This is a genomic window from Bradyrhizobium sp. USDA 4452, assembly GCF_054063575.1.
The window spans coordinates 5,153,386-5,167,873 of sequence record NZ_JBSSGK010000001.1 but is presented as its reverse complement, the minus strand read 5'-3'; the positions used below and the strand labels follow the sequence as shown (position 1 = coordinate 5,167,873).

Here is a 14,488-nt window from a genome sequence, read left to right as displayed (position 1 = left end):
TCGCATGCTACAACGTCCCGCGAATCAGATTGAATGGTTGATGTGGACGACATCACGGATCAGCTTCCGACCGACATCGACGCGCTGCAGGCGCTGATCGCGGCAGCGCGCGCGGAGCGCGATGCTGCGATCGCAAAGTGCGACGCTGCGATCGCCGAGCGAGACCACGCGCTATCGCAGATGGATCGGCTGCGCCACCTCTTGCGGCAGCTGCAACGTGCGCAGTTCGGCCGCCGCTCGGAGAAGCTTGATCCGGAACAACTGCTGCTGGCGATCGAGGACATCGAGCAGGCCGTTGCCGCCAACGAGTCGGCTGAGGATAAGAAGGACCCTGCGGGCGCACGCAAGCGCGCTGATAAGCGACGCGCCGATCGTGGTGCGCTTCCGGCCCATCTGCCGCACATCGACGTGACGGTTGCCCCGGAAGATATCAACTGCCCGTGCTGCCGCGCGCCAATGCATGTGATCGGCGAGGAGACGTCGAAGCGGCTCGACGTCGTTCCGGCGCAGTTCCGCGTGATCGTCACGCATCGTCCCAAATATGCTTGCCGGGCCTGCACGGATGGCGTGGTTCAGGCATCGGCACCGGAGCGGCGGATCAAGGGCGGGCTGCCGACCGAGGCGATGGTCGCCCATGTGCTGGTCGCCAAATATGCCTGGCATCTGCCACTCTATCGGCAGGCCCAGATGCTGCTGGCGCAGGGCATCGATATCAAGCGCGCGGTGCTTGCGTTCTGGGTGGGCTATGCGGCCGCGGAGCTTCATCCGCTCTGGCTGCGGCTGCGCGAGATCATTCTGACCGCGGGTAAGATCGCGGTCGACGAGACCACGGCGCCAGTGCTGGATCCCGGCCGTGGCCGGACCAAGAAGGGCTTCTTCTGGGCGATCGCGCGCGACGATCGGCCGTGGGGCGGGGCCGACCCGCCGGCGGTGGCCTACACTTATGCCCCCGGTCGTGGCGCCGTCCACGCGCTCAAGCTGCTCGACGGCTATCGCGGCATCGTGCAATGCGACGGCTATCGCGTCTACAAGACCCTTGCCGAAACCGCGCCTGACGCGGCAATCACGCTGGCGTTCTGCTGGGCTCACCTGCGGCGGCGCTTCTTTGACGTTGCCCAGGCCGGTCCTGCCCCGATCGCCAGCGAGGCGCTCGAGCGTATCGCCGCTCTCTATGCCATCGAGAAGACGATCAGGGGCCGCAGCGCCGATGAGCGCCGTGCCGTCCGCCAGGAACGCAGCAAGCCCCTCATGCTGGCGCTCAAGGCCTGGTTCGAGCAGCAGCTCACCCGCGTCTCGGGCAAGGCGACGATCGCCGAGCACATTCGCTACGCCTTGAACCACTGGGACGGGCTCACGCGGCTCCTCGACGATGGCCGCATCGAACTCGACTCGAATATCGTCGAGCGAAGCATCCGTCCGCTTGTCCTCAATCGCAAAAACGCATTGTTTGCGGGGCATGATCAGGGCGCGGAGAACTGGGCCTGCATCGCTTCGCTGATCGAGACCTGCAAGCTCTGCGGCGTCGAGCCGCAGGCCTATCTGACCGACGTCCTCACCAAGCTGGTCAATCTCTGGCCGGCCTCCCGTCTGGACGAACTGATGCCGTGGGCCTGGGCCGCCGAGCGCGGCAGAAGCCTCGCCGCTTGACGAACTGCGATCCTGGATCGTGTTCGAACCTGAGGGCCTCCTCGCCACCGGCTCGCTGCCATCCGGCAGCTTCAACACGCCGTCGCGGGACGCGCCGCGCCAGGCAGAAAGCTGCTGCGGCGAGATCTCGTGCCGACGCGCGACCTCCGAGACCACGGCGCCCGGCGCGTAGGACTCCGCCACGATCTGCGCCTTAACGTTGTCGCTCCAACGACGGCGCGGGCGCCGAGGCTGCGCGTCAACAACATCCGAAATTGCGTTGCGATCCGCTCTCTTCATGACGGAACGCATTTTGCAAAGTCAGCCCGCCTACGCCAAGGTGGGAGAAAATAACCGCTTACAGAAGACGAGGGCTGGCGAAGATTGCGGAAAGGCAGCGAGCCCGACTGATCGCCACATTGATACGATTGCGGCTGTAAAGAAACTCGATATTGCGCGGCATGTCCTCGCCAGAGGACGTCGTCATCGAAATCAGAACAACAGCCGCTTCCTGCCCTTGAAGTTTATCGACGGTTCCGACACGAGCGCCGTCAGGCAAGACATCGCGCAGATGGTTAACTTGCATGTTATAAGGCGTTACGACCAGAATATCGTTGATGCCGATCGCCTTCTTGGCGCCTTTCCGGTCCACCCACGTTTTGCCAAGCAGCGTGTCGTAGGTCTTCTTGATACGCTCAGCTTCAGGCGGGCAACGTTGCGCAAAACCGGCATGGTCGACAGGAACGAAGCGGAGGCCGGTTGGAGCCAACGCGTCATCCGTCGACGTGCCGATATCGATGGCTTGCTGCTTGGTCGACGGGTCCGATACGAGGCGGCCGTCGTAGACAGCATCCGAGATGAATTTGCAGATGTCGGGGTTCATCCGGAAAGTCGTCGCGAGGAAGATGCCCCGGTCGGGCGGAACGGTTGCTAACCCAGCGAGCAAGTGATCGAGGCCGGAGATGCCGGAGCCTCCCGGATGAGCCCCCTGAATGGGTTGGGACAGTTGCATCTGATCGCCGACGAGAACGACGTTTTTTGCGGTAACGCCCATTGCAATCACATTCGCAAGGCTCACCTGGCCTGCTTCGTCGATAAAGAGATAGTCGAGCTCCTGGTCGAGTTCGGGGCGCGCAAAAAGCCAGGCGGTCCCGGCAATGAGCTGATAATTGGCTTGGGCGGCCGCCGCATCCTTGTGTTCAACGGGTATTGCTTCAACACCGTGAGCAGTTGTGAGATCACGCTTGATGACCACGGCGACACGATCGTCGAAGCTGAAATCGCACAATACGCCGGGAACGATGAGGACTGGTTCGACTTCGATACGTCCGACCATCCGGAGGCGATATTTTATGACTCGTATCACCATACCGGCGACCTGCTGACTGAGCACGGCGGTGAATGCGCCCATCTCGTCAACCGGATGGTCTTCTCACACAATATAGGCGCGCTCGAATCCTACCTCTCCGACACACTGATCAACCTGGTGTCTAATGACGCGGCGGCAATGAATCGCCTCCTTACCAAAGACAAGGAGCTGAAGGAAAAGAAATTCACCCTAGCCGAGATCGCAAGCGGGAAAGAGCTCGTCCGAGCAGAGGTGCTCGGACATTTGCGATCGATTGTGTATCACAATATCCCAAGAGTGCGCGCGCTCTACCAAATTGCTGCCGGCATCGACCTGTTTGAGCTCCTCGGCGACGACAAGGACAAGCTATTCAAGGCCATTGAGTACCGGCACGACTGCGTCCATCGGAACGGTCGCGACAGCAAAGGCAACCGGCTTGAGGTATTCAGCAAGGCTTACGTCCAGGAAACGGCCGATTTAATGAGGAGGCTGGTCGGAAGGGTGGAGGGAAAGCTCTACGGCTTTGAACCGGATGCCGACGAATTCCTGCCGTTCTGAGCGAGTCACGTAATACCGGCGGCTTATCCCTCCACGATCTTCATAGCCACACGCGAGCCGTCCTTAGCGACCTACGAGCGCCTGTTGGGCGCGCGGCATAGTATTGTTTTACTTTCGTTTGGTCACGCAGGTTCGGCGGCCGGTAATCTGCACGCTGGTAGAAGTGTTGGACACCCTCGGGCGCGGCGAAGCGCGCGAGGACGCTCGAATGCAAGATCGCCTCGTCCTGGACCTCCCGCAGGCCTTCACTCCATTTGAATCGCCCGCGCAGATGACCTGGTTCGCGCTCATCATGCTGCGGGCCGAGGGGGTCCGGATGTAGCGTCATGTACCGGTCGTCGACCTTGATGCCGAAGCCGTCGGGCGTGGTGCCGTCGGGCAGATTCTTGGCCGCGTGCACCATCCAACCCAACGAGATGTCCGACAAGCGCGCCTCGTTTTCCGGATAACTGCCACCGATGTCCGAGTGATTTCCGGCGAACCAGACCTGTTGCAGCCAGTCCGGGTATTCGTCGGGACGCTGTGGCCCCATGTTGTGCGATCCACCCCACGAGACGCGCGCGAAGTCGGCACGGTTCTCGTCGATAGACATGGCATGGCGCGCGTACCAGACAGCGTTGTTCAGGTGCAGGTCGTAGAACTTCATCTTTGGCGATGCCAGATGGAGCGTCTGCCAGAACGAAAAGCCCGGCAGGCCGACTGCGTATTTCACGTGCGTCGCGACGTAGGCGACGCCCGCCGCGATCGCGGCGACCGCGGCTGTCCATAGCAGAGTAGGAACGAAGGGAAACAGGAAAAACGACTGTAGATAGCTCAGCGCAGCGATGAGGACCGTCGAAGCGCCAACCAGCGCGGCGGAGAGCGCATAGCTGCCGAGTGACGCGACCGTGTCGAAGACCCCGATGAAGAACGGCACCGCGTTAGAGGCGCCGCAGGCGTCGCTCCGGTACTGCTGGCGAAAGCTCTTCGCCAGCGCGTCGCGCTGCGGCAAGTAGTTGGTATCTCGCGGCGAACTGACGTGCTGGTAGATCTTCTTCACGGCCTCACGGGCAATGCCGGTCGTCGTACCAACGTCGCGTCGGAGCGGAGTGCCATCGTCCATCGTCGTCGGCACCCCGCACTGTCCCAGCACGGCCGCCAGGCATCGCACGGTGTAGGCGCCACGGCTGAAGCCGAACAGGAAGATCCGGTCGCCAGGCTCCCACATCCGGATAATGGCGGCGTAGCAGTCGATGATGTTGGTGGTGATGCCGAGCCCCGTCGCCTGGCTGGCCACATTGTGCAGTCAGCGGTAGGCGCGAGTGACGAACAACGCACCGCCCGGCGGCCGCGAACCGAGACCTGCATCGTAGAAGGTAAGCTGCTCCCGCGGATCGATCGCGGTGTCGGGGCCGCAGCGGGTCGCCCGATAGAGCTTGTAGATGTTCGAACGGTTCTCGTCCGGGCGAAGGCCCCCGGCCTGGCCGGTACCGTCCGAGAAGATCAGGATGTTCTTGGGCATGTCGGCCTCGCCGGTCAGATGGAGTGAAAGGGAACGAAGGGTTCGGCTACGCTGTCGAAGAAGTGGCGGCGCAGTTCGGGCAGTTGCTCCCGGGCTTCGGTGAAGCCGCGGTTCTTCATCTCGGCGATGCGGCCGGCGTCGTCCATGGTGTAGCGGCCCGGCGGCGCCGTCTGGTCGATGCGCCAGATCGCGCGATGATCGTGGCCGTCGCCGGTCACTATCTTGGCCATACCCAAGGCACTATGCGACTGGCCGGACATGAACAGACGAGCGATCGACGGCGCCATCGGCAGCTTGCCCTTCCATCGGGGCCCGGCCTTCACGTCGTTGATGGTGCCGAGACTGAGGATCTTCAGCCTGTCGGCGGGCCAGTTCAGCATGCCCACCGCCTCGATCGTGGCGACGCCGATCGGGTTGTTCGCCCAGACGCCGCCGTCGAAGAGCTCGATGGCGTCGCCGGTCATGTGGGGCTTGAGAAACGTCGGGGCAGCCGCGGTGGCCATCGCCGCATCCAGCGCCCGTATTCGGAAATCGGTCTCGAGCCTGGGATGATGTGCCGTCTTGTAGATGTACACGCGCTCGAGCATCGGATGCCATGCGGGTATGACGAGGCGGGTGCGGCTCTCACCCAGCCGACGCTCGCCTAGAATGCCCACCAGCGCGTCCTGCAGCGGCTGCGACGAGTATTTGGAGCCGAAAAGGTGCAGCGCGCCCCGCAGCCGCTGGCGGACGAAGTTGCGGATCATGCCGTGCTGCTGGTCGAAGATCGCCGGGCCCTTCTCCTCGTAGAGTTTCAGGATGTCGCCGGCGGAGAGGCCGAGGCCGAGACCCAGCGCGATGATGCCGCCGGTCGAGGTTCCAGCGATCAGGTCAAAATACGATCCGATCGGTTCTTCCAGGTGATCCTCGAGCCTGGCGAGGAAGGCTGCGGGAAAGACTCCGCGGATTCCGCCCCCGTCGAGCGACAGGATCTTGTAGGTGCGCCGCCCGTCACTCATGCGCGGCTCCTATCTCGTACTCGGAGGGCTCGCGAAATCGGAGACGGCGCCGGTTTCGCCGCGTCCGCGAAGCGTGAGCGGGATGCATGCCTCCGCCCTTCCATTCGTCCGAATCCAGCCAGTCCTCGAAATAGAACAGCCAGAGCGCCGTCCACGGCACGACCGTCTGGTCGAGCCTCATCCAGGGCTGCCATTCCCGTGTGCCGGGCAGGTAGAGGCAGAGGCGCGTCGGATTGTGGTAGACGTGCGGAAGGTCTCGGCCGCCGGCGAGAACCTCGACGTCCGGATCGTCGACGAAGATTCTCGGCGCGCTTTCGGGGGCCATCTCGATCCGGATCAAGTAGTCGCGGCTGAGGGGCGACGGAGACGTGGCGTAGGTCCAGGTCAACCTGTCAGACCGCAGGCAGCCGCGACCGGCAGTCAGGGGATTTCCCTGCAGGTTGACGAACTGCTGCGCCATCGTCAGCGCTTTCGGCCGCCCGAGGCGCATCGGTCACCCCCCGTCGCCGAAGAAGGTGTTGGCGCGGACCGGCGTCGCGCTCGCGGCGGCGCCGGCGACCAGGCCGGCCGACTTGGTGACGGAAAGGCGGTTTGATGCACGCGCGGCATCCACCCGCTCCGTCAGCGAATCCATCGCCTTGTTCGCCGGCGCCGTACCGAAGATGTCGCCCAGGAGCCGCCGGACCTGATCGAGCCCGCGCGCGGCGGCGAGGCGCTCGACATCGGCGACGATCTTGCGGTGCCATTCGAAGAAGGCGACCGCCCGCTCGGGATACTTGTTCCACTTCTCGCAGAAGTTCTCCCCCGTCGTCGTCTGATTCCAGAGGTACCAGATGACGCGCCCGGCCACCGTGCCGGTCTGCAGCATCTGCGGCATCCGCCGCAGCACATCGAGGATCAAGTCGAGTTCGTGGTCGTACTCGAAGTTGCCGACGCAGGTCTCGTAGGCCCGCGACGCCAGCGTCGTGATGATGATCGAGAGCGGCGTCAGCCCCTGGTCGTCATCGATGAAATGGAGGTCGCGATGCCGCTTGGCGATCTGGACGATGCGGCGCAGAATGCCCTTCAGCCGCTTCTCCTCCGGATAGGGTTCGACCTGCGCGTCTGCCCGGGCGCTGTCGTAGGCCTTGCCGAACACCGACCGGATGCGCGGCACGAGTGCCGCCCGCCGCTCGAACTTGCGGCGATAGCCCAGCGGGTTCGATGCCTTCCAGGCCTTCAACGTCTTGTCCGGCACAAGTTCGCCGCCGAACCGGCATTCGGGGTTCGGAATCGACGGGGTGATGTCGAGGTGGAATTCGTTGGCGTAGTCGAGCCGCCAGCACCGCGGCATCTCCTTCAAGAGCGGCGCGTAGTTGCCGTTGCTGCGCAGCCGGTCACCGATGCGCTGCTTGAGCAACGCCGGCGACACCGCGATGTCGATGTCGGGTACATGGGCGACGAGGTCGACGTCGAATTCGTTCGCCCCGATCGGCTTAACGGCGGTGCCGATGGCGATGGAGCCCTGCAGCCGGATCGCCACAGCGGCCAGCAGCGACTCATCCGATCTGGCGAGCCAGTCCCCGACGCCCTCGTATCGCTGCCGAGCCAGATCGCGTTGATAGCTCGAGGGTTCCAGATATTGGCAGGACTGCTCGATCAACCCGACCAGCTCGGAGCTGCGCAGTTGAAAGCGTTCCGCAACATAATTCATGGGCCGGCTCCATCGATCGTGGACACGGCCTCCTCATCAATGTTACATAATTGGGACCGATCACGGATGGATTCCACGCCCCCGGGATTCCGTCAAGACATAGTTACCGTTTTGGGACACATTTGCTTGTCGGGAAGGCCCGGCTATGAGAATCTCATGCTCGTGTCGGGGAGAATCAGGCTGATTCGGCTTCTGCGGGGCGCCCTCGGCGACCTTGCCGCCGACTTGCGAGCGTTCCTGGCAGAGCTCGAAGACGCCCAGTGGTCCTCCGAGAAGGCAGCCTTGAAGGCCTACCCCCTTGCGGAAGTCGACGCGCACAGGTTGACGATCCCCCTCGATGAGCAGCATTGCGTGGTCGTCGCCCTCAACTATCAATCAGGAATAGCTTTGATCGAATTTGCAGGTTTGAAGGTGGACAGATTGCGTAACCCTCTGCGGAGAGGAGCACGCTCATGAAGGTGGCGCCCATTCGGAACGAACAGGATTACGACAACGCGCTGAAGCGGATGTCCGACCTTCTCGGAAAAGCGGACCGCGCCTCCAAGGACGAAGCCGAAGTCCTGCAGGCGCTGACCGAGAAATGGGAACGTGAAAATCACGATCTTCTGCCCCCGACTCCGCTGGAAGCGATCCGGTTCCGCATGAAACAGCAAGGGCTGGAACCACGGGATCTCGTGCCGATGATCGGGCCCCGGTCGCGCGTATCAGAAATCCTGAAGGGCCGGCGATCGCTGACGCTCGACATGATCCGCGCGCTTCATCGCGACTTGGGAATTCCGCTCAAATCGCTCGTTGGAGAGGACGAAGACGATGAGGTACCCAAGCTTTCGAAGGCTGCGAGCGAAGGGCTTGCCGCGTTCGGGATCATGAAGGAACGTGAAGGTTATGCCGCGTTTCGCATGCGTGCGTTCGACGGTGGTCCGCCTTCCGCATACCTGCGAAAAACCCGGACTCTAAGAACAAACGCCAAGACTGATACCGGTGCGCTCGAGGCTTGGTGCGCTGCCGTCCTGTTGAAAGCCGAGACCGTCAAGCTGCCTAAGAAGCGCTCCGTTCCGTATGCGGAATTCGGACGCACGTTAGCTAGATTAAGCGCGGCGCCCAATGGCCCAACGTTGGTTGCCGGTGCGCTCGCCGGCGTCGGGATCATTTTTCTCGCGCTCAGACATCTGCCTGGTACTTATCTGGATGGCGCTGCGCTGTGCCGCAACGACGGTACTCCGATCATCGCGCTAACAATCCGGCATGATCGGATCGACAATTTTTGGTTCACGCTCCTCCATGAATATTGTCATGCTTGTCATCACCTGAACGGCGAGACCAATGCAATCTTGGACGACTTGGAAGTCAAGAGCACGGTCTCGGAGGACGACATCGAACACGAGGCTGATATGTTCGCCCAAAACGCGCTGTTGCCTCCGTCCCTGTCGGCTAAATTGGCATCCCCCGAACTGACACCAGAAGACATTGAGGCCATCGCGGAGCAAGCTGGCGTCCACCCGGCCATCGTGGCCGGCCGTTGGCAGCGTGAACACGCGGACTATCGTCGATTCTCGAAAATGTTAGGCCGTGGCGAAGTGAGCGCGCTTCTTTTCAACGAGAACGATGATCATTGATTCAGCGGCCTTGCCAGCTAGGCTTCGCGTTCGGAACTTACACTAGGCTTAGGCGATCCGAGGTCGTTGTCAACCGGCTACGCGTGGGGGATCGAGCAGGAGCACGCTTGGTGTCCTATTATCTGTGAGACGCAATAGCTGTAGACCTACGCCAGATATTCCAGTCATTAAGCCGATGTCCGGCACGTCCCAAACCCCTTGCAGCATGCCTGCAACGCTACGATGGAAATCGCTCCGGAGAGCGCTGAGTCGGCGCCTATACCGGCCGGCTTTGGGAAACGCTTCAGCACCTATCAGGAAAGCGTCAAGTACGCCTGCAAGTCCGTGACAAAGCCCGAGATCACTTGGTGCCTGCTTTTCAAGGCAGGCATCAAGAGCCAATCGCGCTCCAAGAGACTCATCGTTAATGCCTAGCTTGACGGCCGCGGCCCGACATCGCGGATCCTCAGAAGGGGATAACCCGGCAATCCACTTCGATCCCTACGTCAACGCTATTGCGAAGTTCAAGACCGACAAGTGAGGCTGGAAACGATGATCAATCCGCCTCCGGGCGGCTTTTTCATAGCTGGCGCACGCCGGGGATCAGCCTTGCGAAGTCTCCGTCTTTGATTTTGCCGCCGATCCGCGCGAACTTTGCGTCCGAAATATCTACGACGAGAAGAAGGTCTTTCGCGGGATCGAAGCGCGTCTCCGCAATAAGCTGCACAGAAAACCGATCGATTGGCACCCCGGTGCGGACCACGAGGAAAGATGTCGTGTCCTCCCAGAGGGCCGCCGCTTCTCTTCTTACGTACCCCACGAAATCCCTGCGGCGCTCGTCGCCGCTGGCGTCCTCTTCGAACCTGAAGCTTACGGCATAGACGGCCATCGGGGGTCCCCCTCGTCTCTTTTCATCAACCGCAGGGGATCAGCCCCGCAGCTCCTCGAGCAGAGCATAAACGTCGACTGGCCCGGCTCTAGCTACCAGTATCGGTGGCCGGTATCGTGATCGCGATTGAAGGTGAGTCCCACCCTCCCATATAATTCGACAGCATTGGGGAGGCCAATTGACGTGCCCAAATTCATTGCCAGCTACGACTTGAAGTGCGGGCAACGGCGCGTTGCGACATGCCGACGCTATAGTGCAGGCGTAGAACTTCGCGAATGTGGCGCCTGGACAGTCTCTCTGTCGGCATCTCGATCCTCTGCGGTTGGGCAAAAGACCGAGCTACCCCGGTTGCAGACTGTCAGCGGTGTGCGCCTCCCGGTTGTCCCCGATCACCGGCGCATGACCTCAAGCCGCGCCCTGGCGCCCAAAGGCTTCCCATCTGCGTCGGTCATGGTCAGGACGCTTCCCTGCACGGTGTAATAGCCGTGCGCGACCTTGCCGGGATCATCCGGACCGCTCGGGGAACGTACGCTCACCACCACACCCAATGGACCTGTAGGGCTGCCTCGGCCGGCTGTGCGACGTCATGCGCCGCCTCAAGAATATCGATCCAGCCCATCACGCTACCTTCCTTCTTGCTGCTGCTGCGTTCTGAGCGCGCCGTAACGCCCGGTCGCGCACTCCCTCACGCTCTACGATGTAGAGCTGCAGATCCCACGGGAGCGCGAAAAAGCGCTCCCTCGCCTCGCGCCGCCAAGACTGGGGCGGCTCGACGCGCGTCAAGGCGTTCATGGCATTGGTCGCCGCCGTCGATCGCGTTGGGTCGGCGTAGCCGTGCTCCTGATGGGCGCGCGAGACCTCCTGCAGAGCAAGCCAAACGCGGTCCGCTCCCAGGGAGTGAGGGGGCAACGTTTGCGTGTTCATGCCAGACACGGGGCGGCCGGCCGCTGCGAACTGTCCGTTCACCTGGCTCGTGACGTCATTCTGCACTTGCTGGAGCGCGTTCTGGACCGGGACGCTGTTGATGGTCGAGTAATCAGCTGCGGTGTACGGCGCCATGCCGGCTTTATGGTCGGCGAGGTTCTGCGACAGCGCGCCATTCTGCGACGCCGCGCCACCACCACCGAGCAGGTTAGTCGCAACGCTACCGATCGCACCGGCATAGGGATTACCCGCCTGCCCACTGGCGGTAAGCTGACCGATGGCTCCGCGCCCGATAGACCCGAATTGCCGACGAGCGGTGAGAGCCCGCTCATGATCTGGCCCAGCATCGGCTGCGCGGCCTCCCACGGAGCCGTCTGCGCTTGCTGCGTCGTCGTACTGGTTGATTTGCCGCCCATTAGGACGCCCTCGCGTGCCTCAGAACCGCGTCAGCATCTTGCGACGTCGGGTTGATGCCATCAGCGCGCAGCGCCGACAGAAGGGCTTCATTGAAATCGGTTGTCTCGTCATCGGCTCGTCTCCTTTCTGAAAACGAACCGTAACGAGCTGGCTGCGAAATGTTTCGGGCCTTACCAGTCTGGGTAGCTGGCGTTTTGCTTCGCCAGCGGCCACCGTCGGGTAATCGCGAAACGTCAGGCGGGGCGAACCATGTCGAGAAGAACGGTTTCAATCGATCAGCTGGACAACCTCAGCGTCGATGAGCTCGACCAGCTTTATTGGAAGGGCAGACGAATTGCGGCCGTGGTCGACCTGCCTTGGTGGATCCGCTTCTCTGCCGTCGCGACCGGGCTTGGCGCCAGTGCGGCGGGTATCGTCTCCGTTATTCTGTTGGCCCATATCCTCCTAGGGCTGTCTGCGGGCCGGTAAGCTGCTCAAGGACCAGTTGGTGGCCAAACCGAGGCAATCAAGGCCGCGCTATGGCAGCAGCCGGCCGACTTCGCGTCCGATGGCTCTCTCAGCGACAATGCCGACTTGCCGCGATAGCCAGCGCAGCCACCCCCACCGACCGTAGAACCGCACAGCGCGGCAAAGCAGACACTTGCTCTGCGAGGAAGCGACAATCAGGAACTTCACTTCATCACGGAAAAAGGCCACGCCCGGTTCTCCAGCTTCGAGCGCCTGCTCATCGGCAAGACCGCGCGGATAGATTTGACCGAGTTGAATACGGCGCGACTGCCGGGATCGGAGATCCTCAGTCATCTTTTGGCAGGGGCCGGCCGAACCGTGAACGTCGATCCTGCCGCGTTTTCCAAGAACGAGGGACTGGAACGCAGACTGCGGTCTCTCCATTGCCGCCGCAGCTTGGCGCGCCTGGACGCGGCCATCGAATTTTGGACTTCGACCTGCAAACGCAATGGGACGATCGATCAGTCGGATATCGACCGGGTCATCGCTCGACGCGACGAAATTTACCGGATGCTCGACGCTGACACGTTCACGGACCTTCAAAAGCAGGTCATAGCCGAAGTCACATATTTGAGCGCCGATGCCGAGCGACGCGCGGAAAAGGCCGCAGAATCTGAAGCGAAGCGCAAGGGCGATCAGAGGCGTGCCAAGTCCGCGGCCCAGGCACTGCTCGCGAAGTTCGAAGCTTCCCACATCGAGATCCCGATCGAATCTTCGACGAGAGCTTACGACCCCCGCGGCGTCCGTCGAGAGCCTCAACAAGGCTGTAAGCAAGGGGCTGATGCTGCTTCAGCCAACCGACCGCTCCGAAGGCGTCACCGAGCGTCAGCGGGCGCTCGCCGACCGGCTCGGTGCCGGCGACCATCGTATCACGCTCGAGGAGTGGACTTCCCAGCAAACCGGCGCAAGCGACGACCAGGCGCTTTTGAAGGTGGACAAGCTCCTCGGCGAACTTGCTGGCCTTGGGATCGATCCCAGTCCTTTTTCCGCTCGGATCGCGGTTCTCGAGGCCGAGCCGGGCGCCCGGCAGGCTCTTGTTGCCGACAGCCTGCTCCTCGATCTTAACTCCGCGATCAAGACCGGACGCGCGCGCGCCTCGAACGGGATCGGAGAATTTGATACCGTCTTCGAGGCCTCAAAGCGGCGATGCCAACATCACCGGCGCGCCGAATCGGGCGCGTTCCGATCCGGACTGTCACGCGCAGCGTTAGCTCTTGAGCTTCGCGGCCGGACGCCTCGATAGCCGACTTACCTTCCGGGCCGGCATCTACTGTCGCGGCCGTCGCGACAAGGGCGTCGCATCGCACTCCCGATGACCGGGCCGCCCCCCTGTGCCCGCGCAGAAGGAAAGGAAGCCCGCCGGTAAGAATCCTTGCTTTCTGGTGCCCTCTTCCGGCCGCCGCTCGATCAGAGCTTTCGCTTTTGTGCGGCCTTCGGCTGCAACAATTCCGGCACCGCCCCAAAGGCATCGGCTACCCGCCCGACCGATACTTACGATGCGAATAAGCTGCGAGCATCACAAAAGCTGACGCCACTAACCCCGCTAACGATCTCGTTATTTGCATGGACTCTCAGAGTCTGACTCAAAATTCATGACTTGAGGTTGGCCGATCTGGCGATGCGGCGCGCGAGTTGTCGGGTCGACGCCATAAGGAGCCATGCTTCGGCCGAGGTGATGGAGGCCTCCCAATCCTTGGCGAGACGTCGGCAGCGGTTGAGCCATGCCAACGTGCGTTCGACGACCCAGCGTCGGGCAACAACAACGATGCCTTTTGCGTCATCCGGGCGTTTGACAATTTCAATCGTGGGGCCGTCGAGTTTCCGGAGCGCGTTTTCAAGTTTTTCGCCGGCATAGCCGCCGTCAGCAAACAAGTGTGCAATTGTCGGGTAGCTCGCACACGCCAAAGTGACGACGGCCGGCGCACCGTCCCGATCCTGAACATTGGCCGGGTGCACGATAGCGCTCAGCAAATTTGCTTGTGTATCGGTGACGATGTGGCGCTTGCGACCTTTGATCTTCTTGCCCGCATCAAAGCCGCGTGGCCCTCCGCTCTCGGTCGTCTTGACCGTTTGGCTGTCGATGATCGCCGCCGTTGGTTGCAGCTCTCGTCCAGCAAGCTTACGCACGATTTCAACCAAGGCTTCATTCATCAAATCCAGCACGCCGCTGTCGCGCAGACGATAAAAATAGTACTGGACTGTCGTGAAGGGAGGAAAATCCTTGGGCAAAAGCGCCCATTGGCATCCCGTCGTCGCGATGTACTGGATCGCATCCCAAACCGATCGCATGCAGGTCTTGCGCGGTCGCCCGACCTTGCTCGGCCCTGGCATCAACAGCTCGATCAAAGCCCATTCCGCATCCCTGCAACCGCTTGCATAACGGAGCGCCCGTCTGTCACGCTGACAGCGGGTGATTTCGGTCCAGGTCATCT

Annotated in this window: 18 protein-coding genes and 2 pseudogenes; 7 read left to right on the top strand and 13 right to left on the bottom strand. The window is 62.0% G+C overall.

What is annotated here, in order from left to right:
* Positions 1-42: 42 nt before the first annotated feature.
* Together tnpC and ACVISU_RS24710 are read left to right on the top strand one after the other, a co-directional pair.
* Positions 43-1,647: an IS66 family transposase gene (gene tnpC, locus ACVISU_RS24715; protein WP_456710890.1), complete on the top strand. Its 1,605-nt coding sequence runs from the start codon at positions 43-45 to the stop codon at positions 1,645-1,647.
* A 19-nt stretch (positions 1,648-1,666) separates the two neighbouring features.
* Positions 1,667-1,819 carry a hypothetical protein gene (locus ACVISU_RS24710; RefSeq protein WP_456708620.1) on the top strand — a complete coding sequence of 51 codons (153 nt, stop codon included), beginning with the start codon at positions 1,667-1,669 and terminating at the stop codon, positions 1,817-1,819.
* Here ACVISU_RS24710 and ACVISU_RS24705 read toward each other — a convergent pair.
* Positions 1,753-1,926: pseudogene (locus tag ACVISU_RS24705) on the bottom strand (transposase); the annotation flags it as partial. The gene ACVISU_RS24710 and the pseudogene ACVISU_RS24705 overlap by 67 nt on opposite strands.
* 58 nt (positions 1,927-1,984) lie before the next feature.
* Positions 1,985-2,881 (bottom strand): DEAD/DEAH box helicase, encoded by an 897-nt coding sequence (locus tag ACVISU_RS24700; protein WP_456708619.1) that lies wholly within the window; start codon positions 2,879-2,881, stop codon positions 1,985-1,987.
* Here ACVISU_RS24700 and ACVISU_RS24695 point away from each other — a divergent pair.
* Positions 2,849-3,532: a hypothetical protein gene (locus tag ACVISU_RS24695; protein ID WP_456708618.1), complete on the top strand. Its 684-nt coding sequence runs from the start codon at positions 2,849-2,851 to the stop codon at positions 3,530-3,532. The genes ACVISU_RS24700 and ACVISU_RS24695 overlap by 33 nt on opposite strands.
* A gap of 40 nt (positions 3,533-3,572) precedes the next feature.
* Here ACVISU_RS24695 and ACVISU_RS24690 read toward each other — a convergent pair whose 3' ends face one another.
* The 5 genes and pseudogenes from ACVISU_RS24690 to ACVISU_RS24670 all read right to left on the bottom strand — a co-directional run bounded on the left by ACVISU_RS24690 (position 3,573) and on the right by ACVISU_RS24670 (position 7,724).
* Complete coding sequence (locus tag ACVISU_RS24690; protein ID WP_456710889.1) at positions 3,573-4,244, bottom strand: phospholipase effector Tle1 domain-containing protein; 672 nt, start codon at positions 4,242-4,244, stop codon at positions 3,573-3,575.
* Between the two features lie 177 nt (positions 4,245-4,421).
* Positions 4,422-5,033, bottom strand: a pseudogene (locus ACVISU_RS24685) (phospholipase effector Tle1 domain-containing protein); the annotation flags it as partial.
* A gap of 14 nt (positions 5,034-5,047) precedes the next feature.
* The gene (locus tag ACVISU_RS24680) at positions 5,048-6,031 is read right to left on the bottom strand and encodes a CBASS cGAMP-activated phospholipase (RefSeq protein ID WP_456708617.1); all 984 of its coding nucleotides are present in this window, start codon (positions 6,029-6,031) and stop codon (positions 5,048-5,050) included.
* Positions 6,024-6,491 (bottom strand): hypothetical protein, encoded by a 468-nt coding sequence (locus tag ACVISU_RS24675; RefSeq protein WP_456708616.1) that lies wholly within the window; start codon positions 6,489-6,491, stop codon positions 6,024-6,026. The genes ACVISU_RS24680 and ACVISU_RS24675 overlap by 8 nt, the downstream gene beginning before the upstream one ends.
* A 33-nt stretch (positions 6,492-6,524) precedes the next feature.
* Complete coding sequence (locus ACVISU_RS24670; protein WP_456708615.1) at positions 6,525-7,724, bottom strand: nucleotidyltransferase domain-containing protein; 1,200 nt, start codon at positions 7,722-7,724, stop codon at positions 6,525-6,527.
* 156 nt (positions 7,725-7,880) lie between these two features.
* Here ACVISU_RS24670 and ACVISU_RS24665 point away from each other — a divergent pair, with 156 nt between their 5' ends.
* Both ACVISU_RS24665 and ACVISU_RS24660 read left to right on the top strand, forming a co-directional pair.
* Positions 7,881-8,180 carry a hypothetical protein gene (locus ACVISU_RS24665; protein ID WP_456708614.1) on the top strand — a complete coding sequence of 100 codons (300 nt, stop codon included), beginning with the start codon at positions 7,881-7,883 and terminating at the stop codon, positions 8,178-8,180.
* The gene (locus tag ACVISU_RS24660; protein ID WP_456708613.1) at positions 8,177-9,340 is read left to right on the top strand and encodes an ImmA/IrrE family metallo-endopeptidase; all 1,164 of its coding nucleotides are present in this window, start codon (positions 8,177-8,179) and stop codon (positions 9,338-9,340) included. The genes ACVISU_RS24665 and ACVISU_RS24660 overlap by 4 nt, the downstream gene beginning before the upstream one ends.
* Before the next feature lie 69 nt (positions 9,341-9,409).
* Here ACVISU_RS24660 and ACVISU_RS24655 read toward each other — a convergent pair whose 3' ends face one another.
* The 4 genes from ACVISU_RS24655 to ACVISU_RS24640 form a co-directional block, all read right to left on the bottom strand.
* Positions 9,410-9,721, bottom strand: coding sequence for a lanthionine synthetase LanC family protein (locus ACVISU_RS24655; RefSeq protein ID WP_456708612.1), 312 nt, complete (start codon positions 9,719-9,721; stop codon positions 9,410-9,412).
* A gap of 178 nt (positions 9,722-9,899) precedes the next feature.
* Positions 9,900-10,208 carry a hypothetical protein gene (locus ACVISU_RS24650; protein WP_456708611.1) on the bottom strand — a complete coding sequence of 103 codons (309 nt, stop codon included), beginning with the start codon at positions 10,206-10,208 and terminating at the stop codon, positions 9,900-9,902.
* Between the two features lie 389 nt (positions 10,209-10,597).
* Entirely contained in the window at positions 10,598-10,744 is a 147-nt protein-coding gene (locus tag ACVISU_RS24645) for a hypothetical protein (RefSeq protein ID WP_456708610.1), read from the bottom strand.
* 82 nt (positions 10,745-10,826) lie between these two features.
* Positions 10,827-11,498, bottom strand: coding sequence for a hypothetical protein (locus tag ACVISU_RS24640; protein ID WP_456708609.1), 672 nt, complete (start codon positions 11,496-11,498; stop codon positions 10,827-10,829).
* A 300-nt stretch (positions 11,499-11,798) separates the two neighbouring features.
* Between ACVISU_RS24640 and ACVISU_RS24635 the strand changes: the two genes are divergently transcribed.
* On the top strand, positions 11,799-12,017 hold the full coding sequence (locus ACVISU_RS24635; protein ID WP_456708608.1) for a hypothetical protein: 219 nt from the start codon (positions 11,799-11,801) through the stop codon (positions 12,015-12,017).
* A gap of 48 nt (positions 12,018-12,065) precedes the next feature.
* Here ACVISU_RS24635 and ACVISU_RS24630 read toward each other — a convergent pair whose 3' ends face one another.
* The gene (locus ACVISU_RS24630; RefSeq protein WP_456708607.1) at positions 12,066-12,749 is read right to left on the bottom strand and encodes a hypothetical protein; all 684 of its coding nucleotides are present in this window, start codon (positions 12,747-12,749) and stop codon (positions 12,066-12,068) included.
* An 88-nt stretch (positions 12,750-12,837) separates the two neighbouring features.
* On the opposite strand from ACVISU_RS24630, the gene ACVISU_RS24625 reads away from it, so the two are divergent.
* Positions 12,838-13,299 carry a hypothetical protein gene (locus ACVISU_RS24625; RefSeq protein WP_456708606.1) on the top strand — a complete coding sequence of 154 codons (462 nt, stop codon included), beginning with the start codon at positions 12,838-12,840 and terminating at the stop codon, positions 13,297-13,299.
* 347 nt (positions 13,300-13,646) lie between these two features.
* On the opposite strand, the gene ACVISU_RS24620 is transcribed toward ACVISU_RS24625, so the two are convergent.
* Positions 13,647-14,486: an IS5 family transposase gene (locus ACVISU_RS24620; protein ID WP_456708605.1), complete on the bottom strand. Its 840-nt coding sequence runs from the start codon at positions 14,484-14,486 to the stop codon at positions 13,647-13,649.
* Positions 14,487-14,488 lie beyond the last annotated feature (2 nt).

Coding starts and splice junctions, on each gene's coding strand:
- ACVISU_RS24680 (WP_456708617.1), bottom strand. CDS start 6,031: ATGAGTGACGGGCGGCGCACCTACAAGATCCTGTCGCTCGACGGGGGC.
- ACVISU_RS24675 (WP_456708616.1), bottom strand. CDS start 6,491: ATGGCGCAGCAGTTCGTCAACCTGCAGGGAAATCCCCTGACTGCCGGT.
- ACVISU_RS24670 (WP_456708615.1), bottom strand. CDS start 7,724: ATGAATTATGTTGCGGAACGCTTTCAACTGCGCAGCTCCGAGCTGGTC.
- ACVISU_RS24665 (WP_456708614.1), top strand. CDS start 7,881: ATGCTCGTGTCGGGGAGAATCAGGCTGATTCGGCTTCTGCGGGGCGCC.
- ACVISU_RS24660 (WP_456708613.1), top strand. CDS start 8,177: ATGAAGGTGGCGCCCATTCGGAACGAACAGGATTACGACAACGCGCTG.
- ACVISU_RS24650 (WP_456708611.1), bottom strand. CDS start 10,208: ATGGCCGTCTATGCCGTAAGCTTCAGGTTCGAAGAGGACGCCAGCGGC.
- ACVISU_RS24635 (WP_456708608.1), top strand. CDS start 11,799: ATGTCGAGAAGAACGGTTTCAATCGATCAGCTGGACAACCTCAGCGTC.
- ACVISU_RS24625 (WP_456708606.1), top strand. CDS start 12,838: ATGCTGCTTCAGCCAACCGACCGCTCCGAAGGCGTCACCGAGCGTCAG.
- ACVISU_RS24620 (WP_456708605.1), bottom strand. CDS start 14,486: ATGACCTGGACCGAAATCACCCGCTGTCAGCGTGACAGACGGGCGCTC.